Annotated in this window: 19 protein-coding genes; 14 read left to right on the top strand and 5 right to left on the bottom strand. The window is 70.1% G+C overall.

The features are described 5' to 3' along the window. The 5 genes from PMI14_RS05175 to PMI14_RS05195 form a co-directional block, all read left to right on the top strand. Positions 1-617, top strand: a 617-nt coding sequence (locus PMI14_RS05175; protein WP_007850695.1) for a hypothetical protein, incomplete at its 5' end; no start/stop codon positions are given. A gap of 4 nt (positions 618-621) precedes the next feature. Next, positions 622-2,205 (top strand): polyamine aminopropyltransferase, encoded by a 1,584-nt coding sequence (locus PMI14_RS05180; RefSeq protein WP_007850698.1) that lies wholly within the window; start codon positions 622-624, stop codon positions 2,203-2,205. Between the two features lie 165 nt (positions 2,206-2,370). Continuing rightward, the gene (locus tag PMI14_RS05185; protein ID WP_007850700.1) at positions 2,371-6,162 is read left to right on the top strand and encodes a PAS domain S-box protein; all 3,792 of its coding nucleotides are present in this window, start codon (positions 2,371-2,373) and stop codon (positions 6,160-6,162) included. A gap of 39 nt (positions 6,163-6,201) precedes the next feature. Continuing rightward, a complete protein-coding gene (locus tag PMI14_RS05190; RefSeq protein ID WP_007850702.1) occupies positions 6,202-7,197 on the top strand; it encodes a two-component system response regulator in 996 nt (331 codons plus the stop codon). 47 nt (positions 7,198-7,244) lie between these two features. Then, positions 7,245-8,960, top strand: a complete 1,716-nt coding sequence (locus PMI14_RS05195) for an NAD(P)-binding protein (RefSeq protein WP_007850711.1) — start codon at positions 7,245-7,247, stop codon at positions 8,958-8,960. Here the strand turns inward: PMI14_RS05195 and PMI14_RS05200 are convergent. From PMI14_RS05200 to PMI14_RS05210, 3 genes are read right to left on the bottom strand one after another with little or no spacing between them, the layout of a single operon-like run. Beyond that, the gene (locus PMI14_RS05200) at positions 8,957-9,598 is read right to left on the bottom strand and encodes an aspartate/glutamate racemase family protein (RefSeq protein ID WP_007850712.1); all 642 of its coding nucleotides are present in this window, start codon (positions 9,596-9,598) and stop codon (positions 8,957-8,959) included. The two genes, PMI14_RS05195 and PMI14_RS05200, sit on opposite strands and share 4 nt — an antisense overlap. Before the next feature lie 17 nt (positions 9,599-9,615). After that, positions 9,616-10,515 (bottom strand): transporter substrate-binding domain-containing protein, encoded by a 900-nt coding sequence (locus PMI14_RS05205; RefSeq protein ID WP_007850716.1) that lies wholly within the window; start codon positions 10,513-10,515, stop codon positions 9,616-9,618. Between the two features lie 45 nt (positions 10,516-10,560). After that, on the bottom strand, positions 10,561-11,916 hold the full coding sequence (locus tag PMI14_RS05210) for an aspartate aminotransferase family protein (protein WP_007850718.1): 1,356 nt from the start codon (positions 11,914-11,916) through the stop codon (positions 10,561-10,563). Between the two features lie 168 nt (positions 11,917-12,084). Here PMI14_RS05210 and PMI14_RS05215 point away from each other — a divergent pair, with 168 nt between their 5' ends. The 4 genes from PMI14_RS05215 to PMI14_RS05230 all read left to right on the top strand — a co-directional run bounded on the left by PMI14_RS05215 (position 12,085) and on the right by PMI14_RS05230 (position 15,714). Then, on the top strand, positions 12,085-12,948 hold the full coding sequence (locus tag PMI14_RS05215) for a MurR/RpiR family transcriptional regulator (protein ID WP_007850720.1): 864 nt from the start codon (positions 12,085-12,087) through the stop codon (positions 12,946-12,948). Then, positions 12,945-13,445, top strand: coding sequence for a L,D-transpeptidase (locus tag PMI14_RS05220; protein ID WP_007850722.1), 501 nt, complete (start codon positions 12,945-12,947; stop codon positions 13,443-13,445). Before PMI14_RS05215 ends, PMI14_RS05220 begins: the two co-directional genes overlap by 4 nt. A gap of 77 nt (positions 13,446-13,522) precedes the next feature. Further along, entirely contained in the window at positions 13,523-14,887 is a 1,365-nt protein-coding gene (locus tag PMI14_RS05225) for an esterase-like activity of phytase family protein (RefSeq protein ID WP_007850724.1), read from the top strand. A gap of 122 nt (positions 14,888-15,009) precedes the next feature. Next, the gene (locus PMI14_RS05230) at positions 15,010-15,714 is read left to right on the top strand and encodes a riboflavin synthase (RefSeq protein WP_007850727.1); all 705 of its coding nucleotides are present in this window, start codon (positions 15,010-15,012) and stop codon (positions 15,712-15,714) included. A gap of 3 nt (positions 15,715-15,717) precedes the next feature. On the opposite strand, the gene PMI14_RS05235 is transcribed toward PMI14_RS05230, so the two are convergent. Next, the gene (locus PMI14_RS05235) at positions 15,718-16,113 is read right to left on the bottom strand and encodes a nuclear transport factor 2 family protein (protein WP_007850730.1); all 396 of its coding nucleotides are present in this window, start codon (positions 16,111-16,113) and stop codon (positions 15,718-15,720) included. Between the two features lie 146 nt (positions 16,114-16,259). Here PMI14_RS05235 and PMI14_RS05240 point away from each other — a divergent pair, with 146 nt between their 5' ends. Next, positions 16,260-16,793 carry a GNAT family N-acetyltransferase gene (locus tag PMI14_RS05240; RefSeq protein WP_007850732.1) on the top strand — a complete coding sequence of 178 codons (534 nt, stop codon included), beginning with the start codon at positions 16,260-16,262 and terminating at the stop codon, positions 16,791-16,793. Here the strand turns inward: PMI14_RS05240 and gcvA are convergent. Further along, entirely contained in the window at positions 16,790-17,671 is an 882-nt protein-coding gene (gene gcvA, locus PMI14_RS05245) for a transcriptional regulator GcvA (protein ID WP_007850739.1), read from the bottom strand. The genes PMI14_RS05240 and gcvA overlap by 4 nt on opposite strands. An 81-nt stretch (positions 17,672-17,752) precedes the next feature. Here gcvA and PMI14_RS05250 point away from each other — a divergent pair, with 81 nt between their 5' ends. From PMI14_RS05250 to PMI14_RS35265, 4 genes are all read left to right on the top strand, one after another. Further along, positions 17,753-18,673 (top strand): DMT family transporter, encoded by a 921-nt coding sequence (locus tag PMI14_RS05250; protein WP_007850742.1) that lies wholly within the window; start codon positions 17,753-17,755, stop codon positions 18,671-18,673. Between the two features lie 74 nt (positions 18,674-18,747). Then, positions 18,748-19,233, top strand: coding sequence for an NUDIX hydrolase (locus PMI14_RS05255; RefSeq protein WP_035202437.1), 486 nt, complete (start codon positions 18,748-18,750; stop codon positions 19,231-19,233). Positions 19,234-19,384: 151 nt separating this feature from the next. After that, a complete protein-coding gene (locus tag PMI14_RS05260) occupies positions 19,385-19,678 on the top strand; it encodes a hypothetical protein (protein WP_007850748.1) in 294 nt (97 codons plus the stop codon). Positions 19,679-19,720: 42 nt separating this feature from the next. Next, the coding region (locus PMI14_RS35265) for a DUF692 family multinuclear iron-containing protein (protein ID WP_007850749.1) at positions 19,721-21,389 on the top strand (1,669 nt) is incomplete at its 3' end.

A 21,389-nucleotide genomic window follows, 5' to 3' on the forward strand; every position in this document is an offset into this window, starting at 1 on the left:
CCGCATCGGCGGCCCGCCTCAAGGAGCTCGATGCTCGGCATGCCCAGGCCACGGCGCTGTGCGCGCGGCTGTCGGACACAGACTATGCCTTGCGCACCGGGATCCTGCGCCTGCACGCGCGCGCCGGCAATGTGGACGCACAGCTGCACTTCCAGTACGTGGGGCCCACGGGCCGCCATGGGCCCGAAGGGTTTGCGGGGGCTCCCCAGAGCGATGCGCAACTGGCCGCCTGGTACCGGGAGGTGCTGGGCTATGCGCAGCAGGCCCTGATCGGGGAGCCCTTTCTGGCCGTGAGCACCCTGGCATGGCTCTATGACGCGGGCCCCAGCGTGCCGGCTGCCCCTGCCATCCATGACCCCGTGGAAGGCCATGCCTACCGCATCCTGCTGGCCCGGATGGCGCGCAGCCCGCAACATCTGGCCGACTTCATGCAGCGCGAAGAGGCCCGCCTGCCGCCCGGGCAGGTGGCCCAGGGCCGGGCACGCGCCGAGGCCATTGCGCAAGGCCTGGCGGCACAGCTCACAGCCCAGGGCAAGGACCTCCCCAGGGGCCTGCTGGGCCCTGCGGCGGCAGAACCTCGCCAGCAGCCGGTGCCCTCGCCATTCGCAGCACAATAGCGGCTTGTCCTCGAACCCTACCTCCATCCCTTCCGCCTCCGCCCCGTCGGGCGCGCGCCCCATCGATGTGGCGCTGCTGGCCAGCGTGTTCGTCGTGGCCGCCTGCGGCCTGCTCTACGAGCTGGCGGCCGGCGCGCTCGCGTCCTATGTGCTGGGCGACTCGGTGCTGCAGTTCTCGACCATCATCGGCACCTACCTGTTCGCCATGGGCGTGGGCTCGTGGCTGTCGCGCTATTTCGAGCGCCAGCTGCCGGCGCACTTCCTGCGCATCGAGCTGCTGGTGGCCTTGATCGGCGGCGCGCTGCCGGCCACGCTGTTCCTGGCCAATGCCTACGCGCCCGGGGCCTTTCGCCTGCTGCTGTATGGCATGGTGTTCATGGTGGGCACGCTGGTGGGTCTGGAGATTCCGCTGGTCATGCGCATCCTCAAGCGCAACGTGGCGCTCAAGGACCTGGTCTCGCAGGTGCTGACCTTCGACTACCTGGGCGCGCTGGCCGTGTCCATGGCCTTCCCGCTGCTGCTGGTGCCGCACCTGGGGCTGATCCGCACGGGCCTGCTGTTCGGCCTCATGAATGCCGCGGTGGCGCTGTGGGCGGTGTGGTTGTTCCGCGACGAGCTGCGCCGCCTGCGCGCGCATGCCCTGGCCTGCGTCGCCGTGCTGGCGCTGCTGTTTGCAGGCCTGCTCGGGGCCGACCACATCACCAGCTTCGCCGAGGACAAGTTCTACCAGGACCGCATCGTCTTCAGCACCGCATCGCCCTACCAGCGCATCGTCGTCACCAACGGCAAGCTGGGCCACCGGCTGTACCTCAACGGCAACCTACAGTTCGCCGAGCGCGACGAGTACCGCTACCACGAGGCGCTGGTCCACCCCGCGATGGCGGCGCACGGCGCGCCCCGGCGCGTGGCCGTGCTCGGCGGCGGCGACGGCATGGCCGTGCGCGAGATCCTCAAGTACCCCTCGGTCGAGTCCGTCACCCTGGTGGAGCTGGACCCGGCCATGACGCGCCTGTTCACCGACAACCCCACGCTCGCCCGGCTCAATGGCGAGGCGCTGCGCTCGCCCAAGGTGCAGGTGGTCAACACCGATGCCTTCCAGTGGCTGCAGCAGTGCAAGGCCCCGGGCTGTGACGCGGCGGAGGATGTCTTCGACGTGATCGTGGTGGACTTTCCCGACCCGACCAATTTTTCCATCGGCAAGCTCTACACCAATAGCTTCTATGCGCTGCTGGACAAGCGCCTGGCCGCCAGCGGCTACGCCGTGGTGCAGACCACCTCGCCGCTGGTGGCGCGCCAGAGCTACTGGACGGTGGTGCAGACCATGGAATCGGTGGGCCTGCAGACGGCGCCCTACCACGCCCATGTGCCGAGCTTCGGGGAGTGGGGCTTCGTGGTGGCCAGCCGCCGGCCCTGGCGCATGCCCGAGGCGCTGCCGCCCGACCTGCGCTTCCTGAGCGCGGGCACGCTGCCCCTGCTGTTCGACTTTCCGCTCGACATGGCGCGCCTGCCGGCGGACGTCAACCGTCTGTCCAACCAGGCCCTGGTGCACACCTATGAGCGGGAGTGGGGCAAGGTCGCAGCGCACTGAATTCGGCACATCCCCCTGCGGGCGAGCTCTGGAAGCCCGCGCTGTTGCATCCATGCCGCGCGGATGTAACAAATCGGCGCGGCGGCGGGTTTCAAGACCCTATGGGTAAATCGCTCAAGGGGTTGCCGGCAGAATGGAAACCAACGCTTACATTTGTCCGCCCCGATGCTTGAGAGATTCTTCGTTGTCGGCGCACAGCGGGATCCCCAGAATCTCTGGGGGCACGACCCCTGGCTCGTGGCCCTGTCGGTCGCGCTGGCGATTGCTTCCTCCCTCATGGCGCTGCACCTGGCCGCGCTGGCGCAGCGTGCGCCGGACCGGCTGCGCCGCAACCTGACCGTCGCCTCCGGTTCGCTGGCGTTGGGCGGCGGGGTCTGGTCGATGCACTTCGTGGGCATGCTGGCCTTCGACCTGTGCGCACACGGCCATTTCGAGCCCTCGGTCACGGCGCTGTCCTTTCTGCCCAGCCTGGTGGCGTCGTGGATCGCGCTGCACGTGCTCACCCAAAGACAGCCCACGGGCCTGTCCATCGCCTGGGGCGGCGCCCTGGTGGGTGCGGGCATCGGCGTCATGCACTACGCCGGCATGTCGGCCTCCGACATGGCGCCGATGATCCGCTACGACGTGGGCGGCTTTGCGGCCTCCCTCGCGTTCGCGGTGGGCATGGCCATCCTGGCGCTGTGGCTGCGCTTCGGCATGCTGCGCGCCTGGGCGCGCCGGCCCTGGCTGAGCACGCTGCTGGGGGGGCTGGTCCTGGGGCTGGCGATCGCCGGCATGCACTTCATCAGCATCGCCGCCGTGCGTGTCTCCGGCAATGTGCCAGACCTGGGGCCGGTGCCCGAGCAGGCCCGCTACATGGCGCTGGCCATCGCGCTGATGGCCGTCCTGGTGGGGCTGGTGGTAACCACCGTCAACATCGGTCTTCGGGTCCGCTGGCTGCTGCGCAGGTCCGAGCAGAGCGAGTCGAGCCTGCGCGCGGTGGTGGAAACCGCCATGGACGCCATCGTCATGGCAGATGCGGACGGCACCATCCGGTCCTTCAACGGTTCGGCGCAGCGCATGCTCGGCTGGACGGCCGAGGAAGCCGTGGGCCGGCCCGTGCGCATGCTCGTGGACCCGGCCTATGCCGACACGCCGCACAGCTACCTGCCGCGCGACCTGTCGCGCGGCGAGGCGCGCCAGGTGGGCAAGGACAAGGACATCCACGTGGTGCGCAAGGATGGCAGCCTGGTGCCCGTGCGGCTGGTGGTCGGCCGCGTGGACCTGCCGGGGCCGCCGGTGCTCGTCGGCTTCCTGACCGACCTGACCGAGCGCCGGGCCATGGAGCAGGAGCGCCGGCGCGGCGAGGAGCAGCTGCGCTCGCTGGTGCGCAACATTCCGGGCGTGGCGTTTCGCTGCCGCTACGACGCCGACTGGTCCATGCTGTTCATCAGCGACGCGGTGGAGTCCCTCACGGGCTGGCCGGCCGAGGACTTCCTGGCCGGGCACATCTCGTTCGGCCGCATCATCCACGAGGACGATGCCGCGCGCATCGGGGACCAGGTGGCGCGCGCCCTGGAAGCGGGTGCGTCCTATGTGCTGGAGTACCGGCTGCACACGCGCGATGGTGGTATCCGCTGGGTGTCCGAAACGGGCCGCGGTGTCTCGGGGCCGCAGGGGGAAGTCCGCTGGATCGACGGCGTGATCACCGACATGACGGCCTCCAAGGCGCAGAACGCCGAGTTCGTGGGCACGGTCACGGCCATCGGCCGCTCGCAGGCGGTGATCGAATTCGATCTCAAGGGCCGGGTGCTCACCGCCAACCGCAATTTCCTGGACCTCATGGGCTACACGCTCGCCGAGATCGCAGGCCAGCACCACCGCATCTTCTGCACGCCGGAGTACGCCGGCAGCCAGGCCTACCAGGCCTTCTGGGCGCGCCTGGGCCAGGGCGAGTTCAACGCGGGGGAGTACCTGCGCCTGGGCCGGGGCGGGCGCGAGGTCTGGATCCAGGCCACCTACAACCCGATCTTCGACGCGCAGGGGCGGGCCTTCAAGATCGTCAAGTTCGCCACCGACCTGACCATGCGCCGGCGCATGGAGACGGACCTGCGCACGGCCAAGGAACAGGCCGAGCATGCGGCCGCAGCACGCAGCACCTTCCTGGCGAACATGAGCCACGAGATCCGCACGCCCATGAACGCCATCATCGGCTTCACCGAGGCGCTGCTCGATACGCCGCTCGAAAGCACCCAGCGCCGGCACCTGGGCACGGTGCACCATGCGGCGCGCTCCATGCTGCGCCTGCTCAACGACATCCTGGACACCGCCAAGCTCGAAAAGGGCGCGGTGGAACTGGAGGTCGCCGATTTCAGCCTGCGCGAGCTGTGCGACCAGATCCTGGCCTCGCTGCGCATCAACGCCGCCAAGAAGGGGCTGGAGGTCGTGCTCGACTATCCCGAAGGCGTGCCTGTCCACTGGCAGGGCGATGCCTTCCGCATCCAGCAGGTGCTGCTCAACCTGATGGGCAACGCCATCAAGTTCACGCACGAGGGCCGGGTCACGCTGCGCGTGGCCGGCGCCAATGCGCAGCTCGTGCTGCAGGTGGTGGACACCGGCATCGGCATCGACGCCGCCGGTGTGGAGCGCATCTTCGACCCCTTCGCGCAGGCCGATGCCTCGACCACGCGCCGCTACGGTGGCACGGGCCTGGGCACGACCATCGCCCGCCAGCTGGCCGAGCTGATGGGCGGCAGCATTGCGGTGGTCAGCCAGATGGGCCAGGGCAGCACCTTCACCGTGCGCCTGCCGCTGCGCACCGGCCAGCCGCCGGCGGATGCCGGCCCTTCGACGACCCGCGACTGGCTGCGCGCCCCCCTGCCCACGCTGCGCGTGCTGGCCGTGGACGACGTGCCCGCCAACCTGGAGCTGCTGCAGATCACGCTGCAGCGCGGTGGCCACAAGCTCACGGCTGTGGGCAGCGGCGCGCTGGCGCTCGAGGCCTTCGCGCAGCAGCGCTTCGACGTGGTGCTGATGGACCTGCAGATGCCCGACATGGACGGCCTGGAGGCCACACGCCACCTGCGCAGCTTCGAGCAGGCGCGCCGGCGCAAGCCGACCCCCATCGTGGCCCTGTCGGCTAGCGTGCTCGAACAGGACCGCCGCAACGCCCGTGCCGCCGGCATGGATGGCTTTGCCAGCAAGCCGGTGGAGCCGGTGCGGCTCATGGCCGAGGTCGCGCGCGTGATCGGCGTGCGCGAAGACGGCGGTGATCCGGTGTTCGCCGTGGCCAGCATCTTCGGCGCCCTGCCTCCCGGCGAGGGGCTGCTGGCCCCGCCCGCCCGGCAACCGGCAACGGCCCCGGTGGCACCCGCCATCGAATGGGAGCGGGGGGTGCGGCTGTGGACGCAGGCACGCTACCTGCGCGAAGCCATCGAGCGCTTCATGCAGGAGAGCGGCGTGGCGCTGGCCGGCCTGCTGTCCGCGCACCAGGCCGACGACTGGGACAGCCTGGCGGCGCGTGCCCACCGCCTGCGCGGTGCGGCCGCCAACCTGGCGCTGCCTGCGGTGCAGCAGTATTCCGGCCAGATCGAGCAGGCGGCGCGCGAGCGCGATGCCGGCTCGGTGCAGGTGGCCCTGCTGGCCCTGGCCACGGCGCTCGATGCCGTGGGTGGTGCCCTGCTCAGCCCCCAGGCGCCCGATGCGCAGCGGCAGGGTTCGGCGCCAGCGCCTGCGCCGCTGCAGCAGGCCCAGCGCGAGCGCGTGCTGGCCGCCATCGCGGCCCTTGCCGCCGCCCTGGCGCAGGGAGAGCTGGCCGACGCGCCGCTGGCGGTGCTCGAGGGCGAGTTGCCCGCGGTCACGCTTAACGGCCTGCACGAGGCGCTCGACCGCTTCGACTTCGACGAGGCGCGCACCTGCCTGCAGGCCCTGCAGCACCATCTGCAGGCACCGTTGCAGCCGGGGCAAACGCATGTCTGACAATTGCACCCTTTGCCCCCGGCACCCGAAGGAAGCCCCATGACGGCCACCCCCGAAGACCATCGCCCGCGCCTGCTGCTGGTGGACGACGAACCCACCAACCTGCAGGTGCTGCGCCACATCCTGCAGGAGGACTTTCGCCTGCTGTTCGCCACCGATGGTGCGCGCGCGCTGCAGATCGCCCAGCAGCAGCGGCCCGACCTGGTGCTGCTCGATGTGATGATGCCGCAGATGGACGGCTACGCCGTGTGCCAGGCCCTCAAGGCCGACCGGGCCACCGCGAACATCCCGGTGATCTTCGTCACCGCGCTCACCGACGTGCAGGACGAGGCGCGCGGCTTCGACGTGGGCGGTGTGGACTACATCACCAAGCCCGTGAGCGCCCCGGTGGTGCGCGCCCGTGTGCGCACCCACCTGTCGCTGGTGCGCACCGAGGAGCTGCGCGAGACCCGGCTGCAGATCGTGCAGCGCCTGGGCCGTGCGGCCGAGTACAAGGACAATGAGACCGGGATGCACGTCATCCGCATGAGCCACTTCGCCCATGTGCTGGCGCTGGCGCTGGGCCACTCGCCGGCCTGGGCCGAAGACCTGCTCAACGCCGCGCCCATGCACGATGTGGGCAAGATCGGCATCCCCGACGCCGTGCTGCGCAAGCCCGGCCCGCTCGATGCGGGCGAATGGGAGACCATGCGCCGCCACCCGCAGATCGGCGCCGAGATCATCGGCGAGCACCCCGGGGGCGTGCTGCGCCTGGCCCATGCCATCGCGCTCACGCACCACGAGAAGTGGGACGGCAGCGGTTACCCGAAGGGACTGGCGGGCGAGGCGATTCCCGTGGAGGCGCGCATCGTCGCGCTGGCCGACGTGTTCGACGCGCTCACCGCGCGCAGGCCCTACAAGGAGCCCTGGAGCACCGAGGACACCGTGGCCCACCTGCGCGCGCAGGCGGGCAAGCATTTCGATCCGGCGATGGTCGAGGTGTTCATCGCGCAGCTGCCCCAACTGCTCGAAATCCAGGCACGCTGGAAAGACTGACCCTTGTCTTGCCAGGAGGGCTTGCGGGTGACGTAGAGTACGGCCCCATGTCCCTTGCGTCCCCCCTTTCCCTGCCCTCATCGCGCCGCCGGCAGCTGCTGCAGGCCGGTGCCCTGCTGGCCGCGGGGGCCGCGCTGCCCGGCTGTGAGAAGGTGCCACGCACGCTCGAAGGCGGTTTTGCCGGCATCGACATGCAGCGCGGCCATGCGCTGCGCGAGATGCTGCAAAAGGGCTCCCTGCCCGAGCCCGCCGTGGTGCGGCGCGCGCAGGTCATCATCGCCGGCGGCGGCGTGGCCGGCCTGGCGGCGGCGCGCGCGCTGCGCCTGGCGGGGGTGGAGGACTTCGCGCTGCTGGAGCTTGAAGACCAGGCCGGCGGCAACAGCCGCGGCGGCCTGGTCGGCGGCATCGCCTGCCCCATGGGCGCGCACTACCTGCCCGTGCCCGGCGACGACGCCAGCGAGGTGCAGGACCTGCTCGAGGAACTGGGCCTGCGCCAGCGCGTGGCCGGCCGCTGGCGCTACGACGAGCGCCACCTGTGCCACAGCCCGCAGGAGCGGCTGTACTTCGAGGGCGAATGGCAGGAAGGCCTGCTGCCGGTGCAGGGCGTGGGCGAGGCCACGCTGGCCCAGTACCGCCGCTTTTCCGAGCGGGTGGATGCGCTGTCCAAGGCGGCGCGCTTCACCATGCCCATGCTCAAGGCCTTCGACGGCCGGCGGCCGCTGCCGCCCACGCACCAGGCGCTCGATGCCCTCTCCTTCGACGCCTGGCTCACCCAGGAGGGCCTCGACGATGCGCACCTGCGCTGGTACCTGGGCTACTGCTGCCGGGACGATTACGGTGCGGGCACGGCGCACGTGTCGGCCTGGGCCGGCATCCACTACTTCGCCAGCCGCCATGGCTTCCATGCGCCGGGTGACGCGGGCAGCGAGGACCGCGAGGGCGTGCTCACCTGGCCCGAGGGCAATGGCTGGCTCACCCAGCGCCTGGCGCTGCCGCTGCGGGGCGGCGGGCAACTGGCCACGGGCACCAGCGTGCTGCGCATCACCGAGGGGCGCCATGGCGTGGAGGTGGATGCGCTCAATCATGCCTCGGGCAATGTCGAGCGCTGGCAGGCACCGCGCTGCGTGGTGGCGCTGCCCGTGTTCCTGGCCGCGCGCATGGTGCGCAACCCGCCCGCCTTCCTTGCCGAGACGGCGCAGCGCCTGTCCTGGGCCCCTTGGCTGGTGGCCAACATCCACATCGATGCGCCGCTGACCGACCGTGCGGGCGCCGCCCCCGCGTGGGACAACGTGCTGTATGCCGATGCCAACCCCGGCGGCCTGGGCTACGTGGACGCCGGCCACCAGCGCCTGGACCCGCGCCCCGGTCCCACGGTGCTCACCTACTACCAGGCCCTGGGCGACCTGCCCGATGGCCGCCAGCAGCTGGCCACCCAGCCCTGGACCCACTGGGCGCAGGCGGCAATGCAGTCACTGGCCGGCCCGCACCCCGACCTGGCCCAGCGCGCCACGCGCATGGACATCACACGCTACGGCCATGCCATGTCCATCCCCACGCCGGGGCTGCTGGGCTGGCTGCACCAGCCGGGCCGCTACCGGGCGCCGGACAAGCGCGTGCGCCTGGCGGGCGGCGAGCGCGTGGCCGTGCTGCCCACGCCGGCCACGGCGCGCCTGGTGTTTGCGCACAGCGATTGGTCGGGGTATTCGGTGTTCGAGGAAGCCTTCACACGCGGCCATGCGGCGGGGCTGGTGGCAGCAGGCTAGGCCAAGCGGCGCTTCAATGCAGCCACCGCGCTGTCCACCGTGGTCAGCACCGGCAGGCCGGTGACCGCCGCGCACATGCTGCGTGCGCGCGCCATGCTGAACTGCGCCAGCGCGATCACCTCGCAGCCCTCGCGCTGCAGGCGCTGGGCCTGCGCGGCGACCAGGCTGTCGTGCAGGTCGCCGTTGCCCGCGTTCAGGGCCGCCATGGCCCCTTCGGCCAGGGCCAGTTGCAGTGGTGTGCCGGGCGGAAACTCCGGCGGCATGGACTGCAGCGTGGGCGCAAAGCTGGCGATCAGGCCGATGCGCCGGCCTGTGGCCACGGCTTCTTCGACCATGGCCTCGTTGGGCTTGAGCACCGGGATCTGCGCGTGCCGCACCGCCACGCGCTCGATGCAGGGCCCGAAGGCCGAGCAGGTGAACAGGATGCCATCGGCCCCCGTGCCCACGGCATAGTCCGCCAGGGCCTCGAAGCGCGCGTGCATGGCCGCGTCCAGCCCCCTGCCCCCGCGTGCCAGGTCGGCCGAGAGGCTGTCGTCCAGCAGGTTCATGCGCACCGCCTCGGGCCAGTCCTGGGCAAAGGCGTCGTTGATCGGCGCCACCGAATGGGCGAGGGCGTGGATGAGGGCAATGCGGGACATGGCGGGGCGCGGTGCAATCAGATGCCCTTGGAACTGGGGTTGGCGAAGGCGTCGCGCGTCTCGGCGTTCAGCGGGTAGTTGATGCTCACGTTCTTGGGCGGAATGGGCTGCATGAACCAGCGGTTGTACAGCTTTTCCATCTCGCCGGACTTCATCATGCCCGTGACCACGCGGTCCACCAGCGCCTTGAACTCCGGGTCGTCTTTGCGGAACATCAGCGACTGGTTCTCGGTGCGCAGGCCCTCGCCGACGATGGCAAAGTCCTTGGGGCTGCGATGGGTGGCGATCAGGCCCGCGAGCAGGATGTCGTCGAGCACGAAGGCGGCGGCGCGGCCCGTCTCGACCATGAGGAAGGAGTCGGTGTGGTCCTTGCCCGCCAGCTGCGTGATCTCCAGGTTCTTGCCCTTGTCGGCCTCGCGCAGCAGGCGCAGCGAGGTGGTACCGCTGGTGGCCACCACCGACTTGCCCTGCAGGTCGGCCACGCCCTTGATGCCCGAGTCGGCGCGCACGGCCATGCGCACGTTGTAGCGGAAGATGTCGGGCGAGAAAGCCACCATCTGCTGGCGCTCGATGAGGTTGGTGGTGGAGCCGCATTCGATGTCCACCGTGCCGTTGGCGACCAGCGGGATGCGGTTCTGCGAGGTCACGTTCTGGTACTTCACCGCGATCTGCGGCAGCTGGAGCTCGGCCTTGATCGCCTCCAGGATGCGGTTGCAGATGTCGATGCTGTAGCCCACCGGCTTGCCGCCGCCGTCCAGGTAGGAAAAGCCGAAAGAGGCTTCGCGGTGGCCGTAGGTGATGGAGCCGCTGTCGCGGATCTTCTTGAGCGTGCCGCCGGCGGGGCTTTGCGCCTGGCTGGCGCCGCAGGCCAGCAGAGAGGCCAGCATCAGGGTGGTGGTCAGGGTCTTCATCGGCATGGGAGCACCTTTCAGGTCAAAGTGACGCGGGTTGGGGAGATCGGATCAGCAGGGGCTGGGCTGGCGCGGCAGCGTGGCGGTCGAGGTCACGGCGTCGACGGCCTGGGCCAGCAGCGCGGCGATGGTGGCGAGCTGCTCGCGCGAGGCGATGTAGGGCGGGGCCAGCAGCACGTGGTCGCCCACATTGCCGTCCACCGTGCCGCCGAAGGGGTAGCACAGCAGGCCCAGGTCCATGGCCTTCTTCTTGAGGCGCGAATGCACCTTCTGCGCGGGATCGAACGCGGCCTTGCTGGCCCGGTCGGCCACCAGCTCCACGCCCCAGAAGAAGCCGCGCCCGCGGATGTCGCCCACATGCGGGTGGTGGCCCAGCGCATCGCGCAGCGCCTGGCCCAGGAAATCGCCGTCCTCGCGCACCTTGGCCAGCAGGCCGTCGCGCTCGATGACCTGCTGCACCGCCAGCGCGGCCGCGCAGGCCACCGGGTGGCCCAGGTAGGTATGGCCATGCTGGAAGAAACCGCTGCCCTGCGACATCGCGTCCACGATGTGCTTTTGCGCCAGCACCGCGCCGATGGGCTGGTAGCCGCCGCCCAGGCCCTTGGCCACGGTGATCAGGTCGGGCACCACGCCCTCCTGCTCGCAGGCATGCAGGGTGCCGGTGCGGCCCATGCCGCACATCACCTCGTCCAGGATCAGCAGCACGCCATGGCGGTCGCAGACCTCGCGCACCGCCTTGAAGTAGCCGGGCACGGGCGTGAGCACGCCGGCCGTGGCGCCCCCCACCGTCTCGGCGACGAAGGCCAGCACGGTATCGGGGCCGCGCGCGACGATGGCCTCCTCCAGCTCGCGTGCCAGGCGCAGGCCATAGGCCTCGGGAGTCTCGCCGGCCTGCTGCTCGCGGTAGGGGTAGCAGGGCGCCACGTGCGTGGCCTCCACCAGGAGGGGCGCGAAGGGGGCGCGCCGCCAGGCGTTGCCGCCCACGGCCAGCGCGCCCAGGGTGTTGCCGTGGTAGCTCTGGCGCCGCGCGATGAAGTGCGTGCGCTCGGGCTGGCCGATCTCCACGAAGTACTGGCGCGCCATCTTGAGCGCGGCCTCCACGGCCTCGGACCCGCCGCTCACGAAGTAGGCGTGGCTGGTGCCGTCCGGGGCCGTGCGCACCAGTTGCTCCGCCAGTTGCTCGGCCACCTCGGTGGTGAAGAAGCTGGTGTGGGCATAGGCCAGGCGGTCGATCTGCGCGTGCATGGCGGCCAGCACGTCGGGGTGGGCATGGCCCAACGAGGACACGGCCGCACCGCCCGAGGCGTCGAGGTATTCGCGCCCCGCAGCATCGCGCAGGTACATGCCCTGCCCGCCCACGGCCACGGGCGGGGTGTGCAGAAGGTGGCGGTGAAAAACGTGGGTCATGCCAGGGTCTCCGGAACAGGTGCAAACAATTGATGGAACAAATGTACCGTAAAATCAAATTAAATGGAACATGTGTTTTGTTGCTGGGGCCAGGTGGAACACCTGCACCGGGAAGTGATCCGCTACAGTGCTGCGACCACCACTCCTGCGCATGCACCGCCACCCGCCATGGGCCTGAAAGACACCCTCCGTGACCGGTTCGACGGCATGACCGCCACGCAGCAGAAGGCCGCACGCTTCGTGCTGGAGCACCCGAACGACGTGGTCACGGCCTCCATGCGCACGGTCAGCGCGCGCGTTGGGATCCCGCCCGCCACGCTGGTGCGCTTTGCGCAGCTGCTGGGCTTCGACGGCTGGCCCGAGCTCAAGGCGGCGCTGGTGCAGGACATGGGCCTGGGCTCCGAGCCCTATGCGCACAAGGCGCGCAGCCTGGTGGACCGCGCGCGCGATGGCGGCGGGCTGGCCGGCGAGATCTTCGCGGTGCACCACCAGAACCTGGACGCCACCGAGCACGCCAACGGCGATGCCCTGCCGCGCGCCGCGGCGCTGCTGGAGAAGGCGCGCGCCGTGCACGTGGCCGGCTTTCGCGCCTGCCACCCGGTGGCCTATTCGCTGATGTACGTGTACCGCCTGTTCCGTGACAGCGTGCACCTGCTCGACGGGATGGGCGGCTCGCTGGAGATGCAGCTGCGTGCCCTGCACAAGGTCGATGCGGTGGTGGTCATCAGCTTCAGTCCCTATTCGCGCGAGGCCATCGCCGTGGCGCGCCAGGCGCGCGAGGCCGGCTGCCAGGTGCTGGCACTGACCGATTCGCCCGCCTCGCCGCTGGCCCTGCTGGCCAACGAGGTGCTGCTGTTCTCCACGCAGAGCCCGTCGTTCTTTCCCTCCATCGCGGGTGCGCAGGCCCTGTCGGAGGCGCTGCTGGGCCTCTTGGTCAGCCGCGCGGGCAAGCCCGGCATCGGCCGCATCGAGAGCGCCGAGGCCCAGCTCTTCGCCACCGGCGCCTACCTGCCGCCCGCACCGTCGCCATGACGCAGGCAGGGCCCGGCGGCGTGCACGTGCACATCAGCGTGCCGCGCCAGCAGCTGGATCTGTACGCGGGCCATGCCCTGGTGCGCAGCTATGCCGTGTCCACGGCGCTGCAGGGCGTTGGCGAGATGAACGGCAGTGGCTGCACGCCGCGCGGCCTGCACCGGGTGCGCGCCAAGGTGGGCGCGGGTTGCGATGCCGCCACCGTGTTCGTCGGGCGTCGGCCTACGGGCGAGCGGTATTCGCCCGGGCTCGCTGCCGAGCACCCGGGGCGCGACTGGATCCTGTGCCGCATCCTCTGGCTCACGGGCTGCGAGCCGGGCGTGAACCGCGGCGGCGCGGTGGACACGCTGCGCCGCTACATCTACCTGCATGGCTGCCCCGACGGCACGCCGCTGGGCGTGCCCGCCTCGCACGGCTGCGTGCGCATGGCCAATGCCGATGTGGTGGACCTGTTCGAGCGGGTGGCGGTGGGCACGCCGGTGCGCATCGTGCCCTGAGGCCGCCCTGTTCTGTCACGCGCCCGTCACGCGCGCCGGGCATCGTCGCCGGTTTACATTTCCTGCCGTCTGCGACCATGTCCCGACTCTCCACCATTGCCGCCAGCGCCCTGCTCACCTGCGCTGCCGCTGCTGCTTCCCTCACCGCCCAGGCCCAGCAAGCCTACCCCGCCACGCTGGCCGGCCATGCGGTGATGCCCGCCATGAGCCTGGTGCCCGCGCCCAAGGATGCACCGCAGGACCTGCAGGTCAGTGGCAAGTTCACCACGGGCAAGCGCGTGGAGGCGCTGGGTTCGGTCGAAGGCCTGTCGGGCGGCCGTCCCACCGGCATCTCCCTGCCCTTCGCGGGCCAGCCGCTGCAGGGCCACTCGGGCATCAAGCGCATGGCCGATGGCTCGTTCTGGATCCTCACCGACAACGGCGCCGGTGCCAAGGCCAACTCGCCCGACTTCATGCTGCACCTGAGCCACTACCAGGTGGACTTCAAGGCCGGCCAGTTCAAGCGCCAGGCCACGGTGTTCCTGCACGACCCGGACAAGAAGGTGCCGTTCCGCATCGTCCACGAAGGCACGGACAAGCGCTACCTCACGGGCGCGGACTTCGACCCCGAGAGCTTCCAGTTCGCCGGCGGCGCGCTGTGGATCGGCGAGGAGTTCGGGCCCTACCTGATCAAGGCCGACCTGTCGGGCCGCGTGCTCGCCGTGTTCGAGACGCAGGTGGATGGCAAGGTCGTGCGCTCGCCCGACCACCCGGCCATCACCACCGCCGGCGCGCCCGATGCCAAGGCCCCGGCCTTCGAGGCCAAGCGCTCCAAGGGCTATGAAGGCATGGCCTCGTCCAAGGACGGCAGCAAGCTCTATGCCCTGCTCGAAGGGCCGCTGTGGAACGAGGCCGGCAAGGCCTACGAAGCCGTGGACGGCAAGCAGTACCTGCGCGTGCTGGAGTTCGACGTGAAGGCCGAGCAGTGGACCGGCCGCCACTGGAAGTACGTGCTGGAAGCCAACCACCACGCCATCGGCGACTTCAACATGATCGACGGCACCACCGGCCTCATCATCGAGCGCGACAACGGCGAAGGCACGGCCGACAAGGCCTGCCCCGAAGGCGCCAAGCGCGCGGATTGCTTCCACGACCTGGCCAAGTTCAAGCGCGTCTACAAGATCGAGCTGACCGAAGCCAACGTCGGCGGCCCGCTGCGCAAGGTGGGCTACATCGACCTGCTGTCCATAAAGGACCCGCAGCGCCTGGCCAAGAAGCCGCTGAACAACGGCGTGCTGACCTTCCCGTTCTTCACCATCGAGAACGTGGACGTGGTGGACGGCACGCACATCGTGGTCGGCAACGACAACAACCTGCCCTTCAGCTCCAGCCGCGAGCCGAACAAGGCCGACGACAACGAGCTGGTGCTGCTCGAGGTGGGTGAGCTGTTGCGCGCGAAGTAAGCAAGCGCCACTGTGCTCCTTGCGCAAAGGGCTGCCCCGGAGGCAGCCATTTTGCATGGCGGGCAGCGCGTTGCGGGGCCGGGTGGCAAAATCGGCGGCCACACCCTGAAAGCCGCGCCACCATGTTCACAGGCATCGTTCAAGCCACGGCAGGCATTGCCGCCATCCATGACCGCGCAGGCCTGCGCACCTTCACGCTCGATTTTCCCGAAGGCTTCTGCCAGGACCTGGCCATTGGTGCCAGTGTGTCCACCGATGGCGTGTGCCTCACGGTGACCGAGATCCTCTCGCCGACACAGGCCAACTTCGATGTGATGCAGCAGAGCCTGAACATCACCACGCTGGGCAGCTATGGCCAGGGCGACCGCGTGAACGTCGAGCGCGCAGCCAAGGACGGCGCCGAGATCGGCGGCCACCCGCTGTCGGGCCACATCGATTTTTCGGGCACGCTGGCCAGCGTGCGCGAGTTCGACAACAACCTGGTGTGGCGCGTGGCCGTGCCGCCCGAGTTCCGCCGCTACGTCTTCGCCAAGGGCTATATCGCCATCCATGGCGCCAGCCTCACCGTGGCCGAGGTGAACCGCGCCGAGGGCTGGTTCGAGGTCTGGCTGATCCCCGAGACGCGCCGTGCCACGGTGTTCGAGGGCAAGAAGGCCGGCGACCAGCTCAACATCGAGATCGAGCGCAGCACCCAGGTGGTGGTCGACACCGTGCGCGAGGCTGTGCAGGAAAGCCTGGGCCGGCTGCAGCCCGTGCTCGAAGCCCTGCTCAAGGAAAAGGGCCTCTCGCTCGAAGATTTCGTCCAGCCGCCGGTGCTTCCCCACTGAGGCTCAGTCGGCGACGTAGTCGAGGAAGCCCGTGACGCGGCGCAGGCGCCCGTCGGCATCCAGTTCGGCCACGTCGGTGCCGCGCGCCACGGGCTCGGCGCCCGGGGCCGCAAGCGCCCAGGAAAAGCGCACCACGCTGTGGTGGCCCTCGGGCGTGCCCAGCAGCGCAAAGCGGTAGCCGGCAAAGCGCTGCTGTGCGCCCGCGATCAGCGCAGCCAGGCCGTCATGGCCCCGGCCTTCCATCATCGGGTCAAGGTAGTGCACATCGGCACTGAAGACGCCGCGCACCAGGCGCCCGCGTTCGGTTGTGTCGGTGGCATTCCATGCGGCAATGTAGCGCGCGGCGATGTCGGGGGCGGCGCTGGCGGCGGTCGGTGCAGAGGATTCAACGGTGTTCATGGCAACTCCTGAAGGCAAGGGGTGGAAGAAAGAGGTGTCGGATGCACGGGCATCCCACGCAGCCCATTCTTCGCGGCGGCCCCGCCTGCGTCGATGACCTGGCGCGTCATGCGCCGGGGACCACAGCGGGATAATCCGGGCCTTGCATGCCGAATTCCTTGCTTCCCCCTTCCCCCGTACCCGGTGCGCCGCGCGCGCTGCAGCTGCACGACCTGCCCGGCCTGCTGCAGGTGCAGCTGGCCTGCTATGGCGAAGACTTCGTCGAAAGCGGTGAGGTGTTTGCGCGCCGGCTCGCCAGCCCGGTGAACTGCTCGCTGGTGCTCGAACGTGCTGGCCAGGTCTGTGCCTACCTCGCGGCCTACCGCTCGGTGCAGGGCAAGGTCACGCCGCTGCACGGCGACTTCGAGGGCCCGCCCGGCGCGCCCGACACCCTGTACCTGCACGACATGGCGGTGCTGCCGGCCTGTGCGGGCCAGGGCCTGGCGCAGGCGCTGCTCACACCTCTGTGGGCCCAGGGCGCTGCCTGGGGCCTGCGCCACACGGCCCTGGTGTCGGTGCAGGGCTCGCAGGGCTACTGGGAGCGCCATGGCTACGCCGTGCAGCCTCTCGCCGATGCGCTGCAGCGCGAGCGGCTGGCGGGCTATGGCGAGGGCGCGGTCTACATGGTGCGCGGGCTCTAGCCAGTGTTGCTGCCCTGCGCCACGATCCAGGCGTGGAAGCGGCGCAGACCGGGGTCGATCAGCGCCTCGGGCCGGTACACCAGGTGGTAGGCCAGCGGGGTCGCCAGGGGCTTGCAGTGCACCGAGACCAGTTCGCGCGCCTGCAGTTCCTGCTGCACCAGTGCGTGCCGCACCAGGGCAAAGCCGCGGCCGGCCACGGCGGCCTCGATGGCAGCGTTGGAATGCGCGAACACGACACCGCCCTCGCAGTCCACATCCGCCACACCATGCGCCTGGCACCACAGGCGCCAGTCGCCGCGGTGCTCGTCGTGCAGCAGCCGGGCGCTGGTGATGTCGGCCACGCGCGCCGTGCGGCGTGGGGCCAGCAGGCGCGGGCTGCACACGGGCACCAGGTCATCGGCCACCAGCACCTCGGACTGCAGGCCGGGGTAGGCACCCTGCCCGTGGCGCACGGCAAAGTGCACACCCTCGGCAGCCAGGTCCACCGTGCGGTTGGTGCTGCCCACATGCACGTCCATGTCGGGGTGTTGTTGCAGAAAGCCTTGCAGGCGCGGCACCAGCCACTGCACGGCAAAGCCCGGCGTGCAGCTCACCAGCACCACCTGGCGCCGGTTCGCCGAGGCGATGCGCGAGGTGGCGTGCCCGATCATCGCCAGGCCCTCGGCGCAGGCCACCTGGTAGTCGCGCCCGGCGGCCGTGAGCGCCAGGCCGCGCGGTTGGCGCTCGAACAGCGCGCAGCCGAGGAAGTCCTCGAGCTTGCGCACCTGCTGCGAGACGGCACCGGGCGTGACGTGCAGCTCTTGGGCCGCGCGGCGCACGCTGGCATGGCGGGCGGTGGCCTCGAAGAAGCGGACGGCGATCAGGGGAGGCAGGCGCATGGGTGCATCGTATAGCTTGGCTAAACAGCTGTTGAGGATAAATGGTTTGTCCAGGCTATTGCGTGTGCCGAAAATTCGGGCATGAACCTTGCCAGCCTGATCCGCCTTTTCGCCTTGGCCGCCCTGTGGGGTGGCAGCTTTCTGTTCATGCGCATCGCTGCGCCGGTGTGGGGCGCCGTGCCCACCGCGTTCGGCCGCGTGGTGCTGGGCGCGGCGGGGCTGCTCGCACTGCTGGCCGTGGTGCGGCTGCGGCCGGCGTTCCAGGGCAAGCTCGGCGCGGCGCTGGTGTTGGGCGCCATCAACTCGGGCCTACCGTTCCTGATGTTCGCGCTGGCCGCGCGCGTGTTGCCGGCGGGGTACAGCGCCATCCTCAACGCGACCACGCCGCTCATGGGCGTGGTGATCGGTGCGCTGGCCTTCGGCGAGCGCATCACGCCGGCGCGCGTGGGGGGCGTGCTGCTCGGCATGGCCGGGGTGGCGGTGCTGGCGCAGGCCGGGCCAGTGGCGCTCAGCGCGCCGGTGCTCGGCGGCATCGCCGCCTGCCTGGTGGCCACGGCCTGCTACGGCCTGGCGGGCTTTCTCACGCGGCGCTGGATCACCCAGCGCGGCGGGCTGGACAGCCGGCTCGTGGCACTGGGCAGCCAGTGGGGGGCCGTGCTGGCCCTCGCGCCCTTCGCGCTGTGGGAGGCGGCGCATCAGCCCGTGGCCAACTGGCTGCATGCCGGCCCCACGGTCTGGGGCGCCATGCTGGCGCTGGGCCTCTTGTGCACCTCGTTCGCCTACGTGCTGTACTTTCGGCTGATTGCCGACGTGGGGCCGGTCAAGGCGCTCACGGTGACCTTTCTGATCCCCCTGTTCGGCGTGGCCTGGGGCTGGCTGGTGCTGGGCGAGGTGGCCACACTGGCCCATGCGGCCGGCGGCGTGCTGATCGCGCTGGCGCTGTGGCTGGTGCTGCGGCCCGTGCCGGCAGCCGTCCCTGGGGCAGTGGCTGTGCAGCGCTGAACCCATCCGCCGGCGCTGTATTGACGGCGCCACGCCCCGGGCATCCGTCGCGGGCCGTGGTCATAATGGCTGACATGCCGAACCGCTGGAAACCCAATGTCACCGTGGCCGCCGTGATCGAACGCGATGGCCGCTTCCTGCTGGTGGAGGAAGAAACCACCGATGGCCTCAAGCTGAACAACCCGGCCGGCCACCTCGACCCCGGGGAGTCGCCCGCCAGTGCCTGCGCGCGCGAGGTGCTCGAGGAAACGGCGTTCGATTTCGAGCCCACGCACATCATCGGGGTCTACCTCAACCGCTTCACCAAGACGCGCACGGGCGACGACCTCACCTACCTGCGCTTCGCCTTTGCCGGCACCCTGGGCACGCACCACGCCTGGCGCACGCTCGACGAAGGCATCGTGCGCACGGTGTGGATGACGGCCGAGGAGATCCGCGCCTGCCCCGAGCGCCACCGCAGCCCCTTGCTGCTGCAGTGCCTGGCCGACTACCTGGCGGGCCAGCGCTACCCGGTGTCGCTGGTGCACACGGATATCTCGGTGACCCAGACCTCGGGTTGAAGAGGCCTGCGCGGGGTGCGCTGCAACTATTTGTGGCGCCGCATGTAACCCGCGCGGTGGGCGGAGCGAAGTAACAGGCAGAGAGCGTGGCGCCGCGCGATCTGAACACCCCCTGTTTCGACCCCTCCCTCACCTTACGGAGTCTTCCACCATGCTGTCCACATCGAATCCCTCCGCTGCTTCCCTCGCCCTGGCCGCCGCGCTGCTGGCCTTGTCCTCCGGTGCCTTTGCCGCCGACGCCCCCAAGGGCTCCAAGGGCGGAGCGGTTGCCGCCAACGACAAGGTGCACTGCTACAACGTGCACGACTGCAAGGGCAACAGCGACTGCTCCACCGCCGAGCACAGCTGCAAGGGCCAGAATGCCTGCAAGGGCCATGGCTTCAAGGCCAAGACGGCCGCACAATGCCTGAGCGAAAAGGGCACGATTGGCGACATCAAGGGGTGATGGCCCCTGGCGGTTGCGCCACGGCGCGGCCGCCTGCGCACCATGGCACACGACCCCATCGCCGTGCGCGGCACCGGCTTCGGCCTGGGCCTGCGCACACCGCACTATGCGGATTTCCTCGCTGCTCCCCAGCCGCTGGACTGGCTGGAGATCATCACCGACAACTACCTCGTCGCGGGCGGCAAGCCGCTGGCAGTGCTCGATGCGCTGCGGCGCGACTACCCCATGGCCATGCACGGCGTGGCCATGTCCATCGGTGCAGCGCAGGGCGTGGATACCGCCTACCTGCGCCAGGTCAAGGCGCTGGCCGACCGCATCGAGCCGCTGTGGGTGTCGGACCACCTGTGCTGGATCGGCCCCGGCCCTGATCAGCAGTTGCACGACCTGTACCCGCTGCCCTACACCGACGCCGCGGCACGCCATGTGATCGCCCAGGTGCGCCGCGCGCAGGACGTGCTGGGCCGCCGGCTGGTGCTGGAGAACGTCTCCAGCTACATCCGCCATGCGGGCGACAGCGCGAGCGAATGGCAGTTCCTGGCCTACATCGCGCACGAGGCCGATTGCCTGCTGCTGGTTGATGTGAACAACATCCACGTGAGCAGCGTGAACCACGGCTTCGACCCGCTCACCTACCTCGACGCGCTGCCCGCGCACCGCGTGCAGCAGATCCACCTGGCCGGCCATTCGGACCTGGGCGACCACATCATCGACACCCACGACCACCCCGTGGCTCCGCCCGTGTGGGACCTGTATGCGCAGGCCTGCGAACGCTTCGGCGCCGTGGCCACGATGGTCGAGCGCGACGACCGCATTCCGCCCCTGGCCGAGCTGCTGGACGAGATGGCCGTGGCGCGGCGCATTGCCGCCCTGCATGTGCCGCAGGCGGGCGCAAAGGACCCTGCGCCACTGTCCTGGCCAGGCGCCACGTCCGTGCCTGCCCAGCCCCTGCAGGCGCTGCAGCAGGATCTGGCGGACCGCATCCTGGCCGAGCCGATGCAGGCCCTGGACGCCGATGCCCCGGTCACGGGCCGCCTGGGCATCTACCACCATGCCTACCGCGCGCGGCTGGCCGAGGTGCTGGCCGACACCTATGCCAAGACCTGGCTGTACATGGGGTCGGACACCTTCGAGGCCCATGCACGCGCCTATGCGGTGGCGCACCCGCCCAGGGTGCGCAGCCTCAACCGCTATGGCGAAGGCTTCACGGATACCCTGCGCACGCTCTACCCCGACAACCCCGAGTTGCACGAACTGGCCCAGCTGGACTGGGACCTGCGTACGCGCTTCGATGGGGCGGACGTGCCGGCGCTGGATGCGGCCACGGCCCCTGGCGCCAGCCCCTGGCTGGCACGCGCCGGGGTGCTGCACCCCAGTGCATTGCTGCGCACGCTGACCACCAACGCCGTCGCGCTGTGGAATGCCATCCACGCCGACGACGAGGTGCCTGAAGCCATGGCATTGCCGGCGCCGGTCAGCCTGCTGGTGTGGCGACAAGGCCACCAGCCACACTTTCGCACGCTGCAGGCGCCGGAGGCCGATTGGGTAGGCCATCTGCAGGCGGGTGCCTCGGTGGAGCAGGCCTGCGCGCGGTTGCAGACCCAGGGCCTGTTGCCCGCGCCCGAGGTGCTGGCGCAGTGGCTGGCCGGGCTGCTGCGCGATGGACTGGTGCGTGCCGACCTGCCGGCCCCTGCTACTCCGCCGTCAGCTTGCG

Origin of the sequence: Acidovorax sp. CF316 (genome assembly GCF_000276605.1) — a bacterium.
In the GTDB taxonomy this organism is placed as follows: Bacteria; Pseudomonadota; Gammaproteobacteria; order Burkholderiales; family Burkholderiaceae_C; genus Acidovorax.

Coding starts and splice junctions, on each gene's coding strand:
- gcvA (WP_007850739.1), bottom strand. CDS start 17,671: ATGCGCCTGCCTCCCCTGATCGCCGTCCGCTTCTTCGAGGCCACCGCC.
- PMI14_RS05205 (WP_007850716.1), bottom strand. CDS start 10,515: ATGCCGATGAAGACCCTGACCACCACCCTGATGCTGGCCTCTCTGCTG.
- PMI14_RS05235 (WP_007850730.1), bottom strand. CDS start 16,113: ATGAACACCGTTGAATCCTCTGCACCGACCGCCGCCAGCGCCGCCCCC.
- PMI14_RS05190 (WP_007850702.1), top strand. CDS start 6,202: ATGACGGCCACCCCCGAAGACCATCGCCCGCGCCTGCTGCTGGTGGAC.
- PMI14_RS05250 (WP_007850742.1), top strand. CDS start 17,753: ATGAACCTTGCCAGCCTGATCCGCCTTTTCGCCTTGGCCGCCCTGTGG.
- PMI14_RS05200 (WP_007850712.1), bottom strand. CDS start 9,598: ATGTCCCGCATTGCCCTCATCCACGCCCTCGCCCATTCGGTGGCGCCG.
- PMI14_RS05210 (WP_007850718.1), bottom strand. CDS start 11,916: ATGACCCACGTTTTTCACCGCCACCTTCTGCACACCCCGCCCGTGGCC.
- PMI14_RS05225 (WP_007850724.1), top strand. CDS start 13,523: ATGTCCCGACTCTCCACCATTGCCGCCAGCGCCCTGCTCACCTGCGCT.
- PMI14_RS05215 (WP_007850720.1), top strand. CDS start 12,085: ATGGGCCTGAAAGACACCCTCCGTGACCGGTTCGACGGCATGACCGCC.
- PMI14_RS05255 (WP_035202437.1), top strand. CDS start 18,748: ATGCCGAACCGCTGGAAACCCAATGTCACCGTGGCCGCCGTGATCGAA.
- PMI14_RS05240 (WP_007850732.1), top strand. CDS start 16,260: ATGCCGAATTCCTTGCTTCCCCCTTCCCCCGTACCCGGTGCGCCGCGC.
- PMI14_RS05195 (WP_007850711.1), top strand. CDS start 7,245: ATGTCCCTTGCGTCCCCCCTTTCCCTGCCCTCATCGCGCCGCCGGCAG.
- PMI14_RS05185 (WP_007850700.1), top strand. CDS start 2,371: ATGCTTGAGAGATTCTTCGTTGTCGGCGCACAGCGGGATCCCCAGAAT.
- PMI14_RS05260 (WP_007850748.1), top strand. CDS start 19,385: ATGCTGTCCACATCGAATCCCTCCGCTGCTTCCCTCGCCCTGGCCGCC.
- PMI14_RS05220 (WP_007850722.1), top strand. CDS start 12,945: ATGACGCAGGCAGGGCCCGGCGGCGTGCACGTGCACATCAGCGTGCCG.
- PMI14_RS05230 (WP_007850727.1), top strand. CDS start 15,010: ATGTTCACAGGCATCGTTCAAGCCACGGCAGGCATTGCCGCCATCCAT.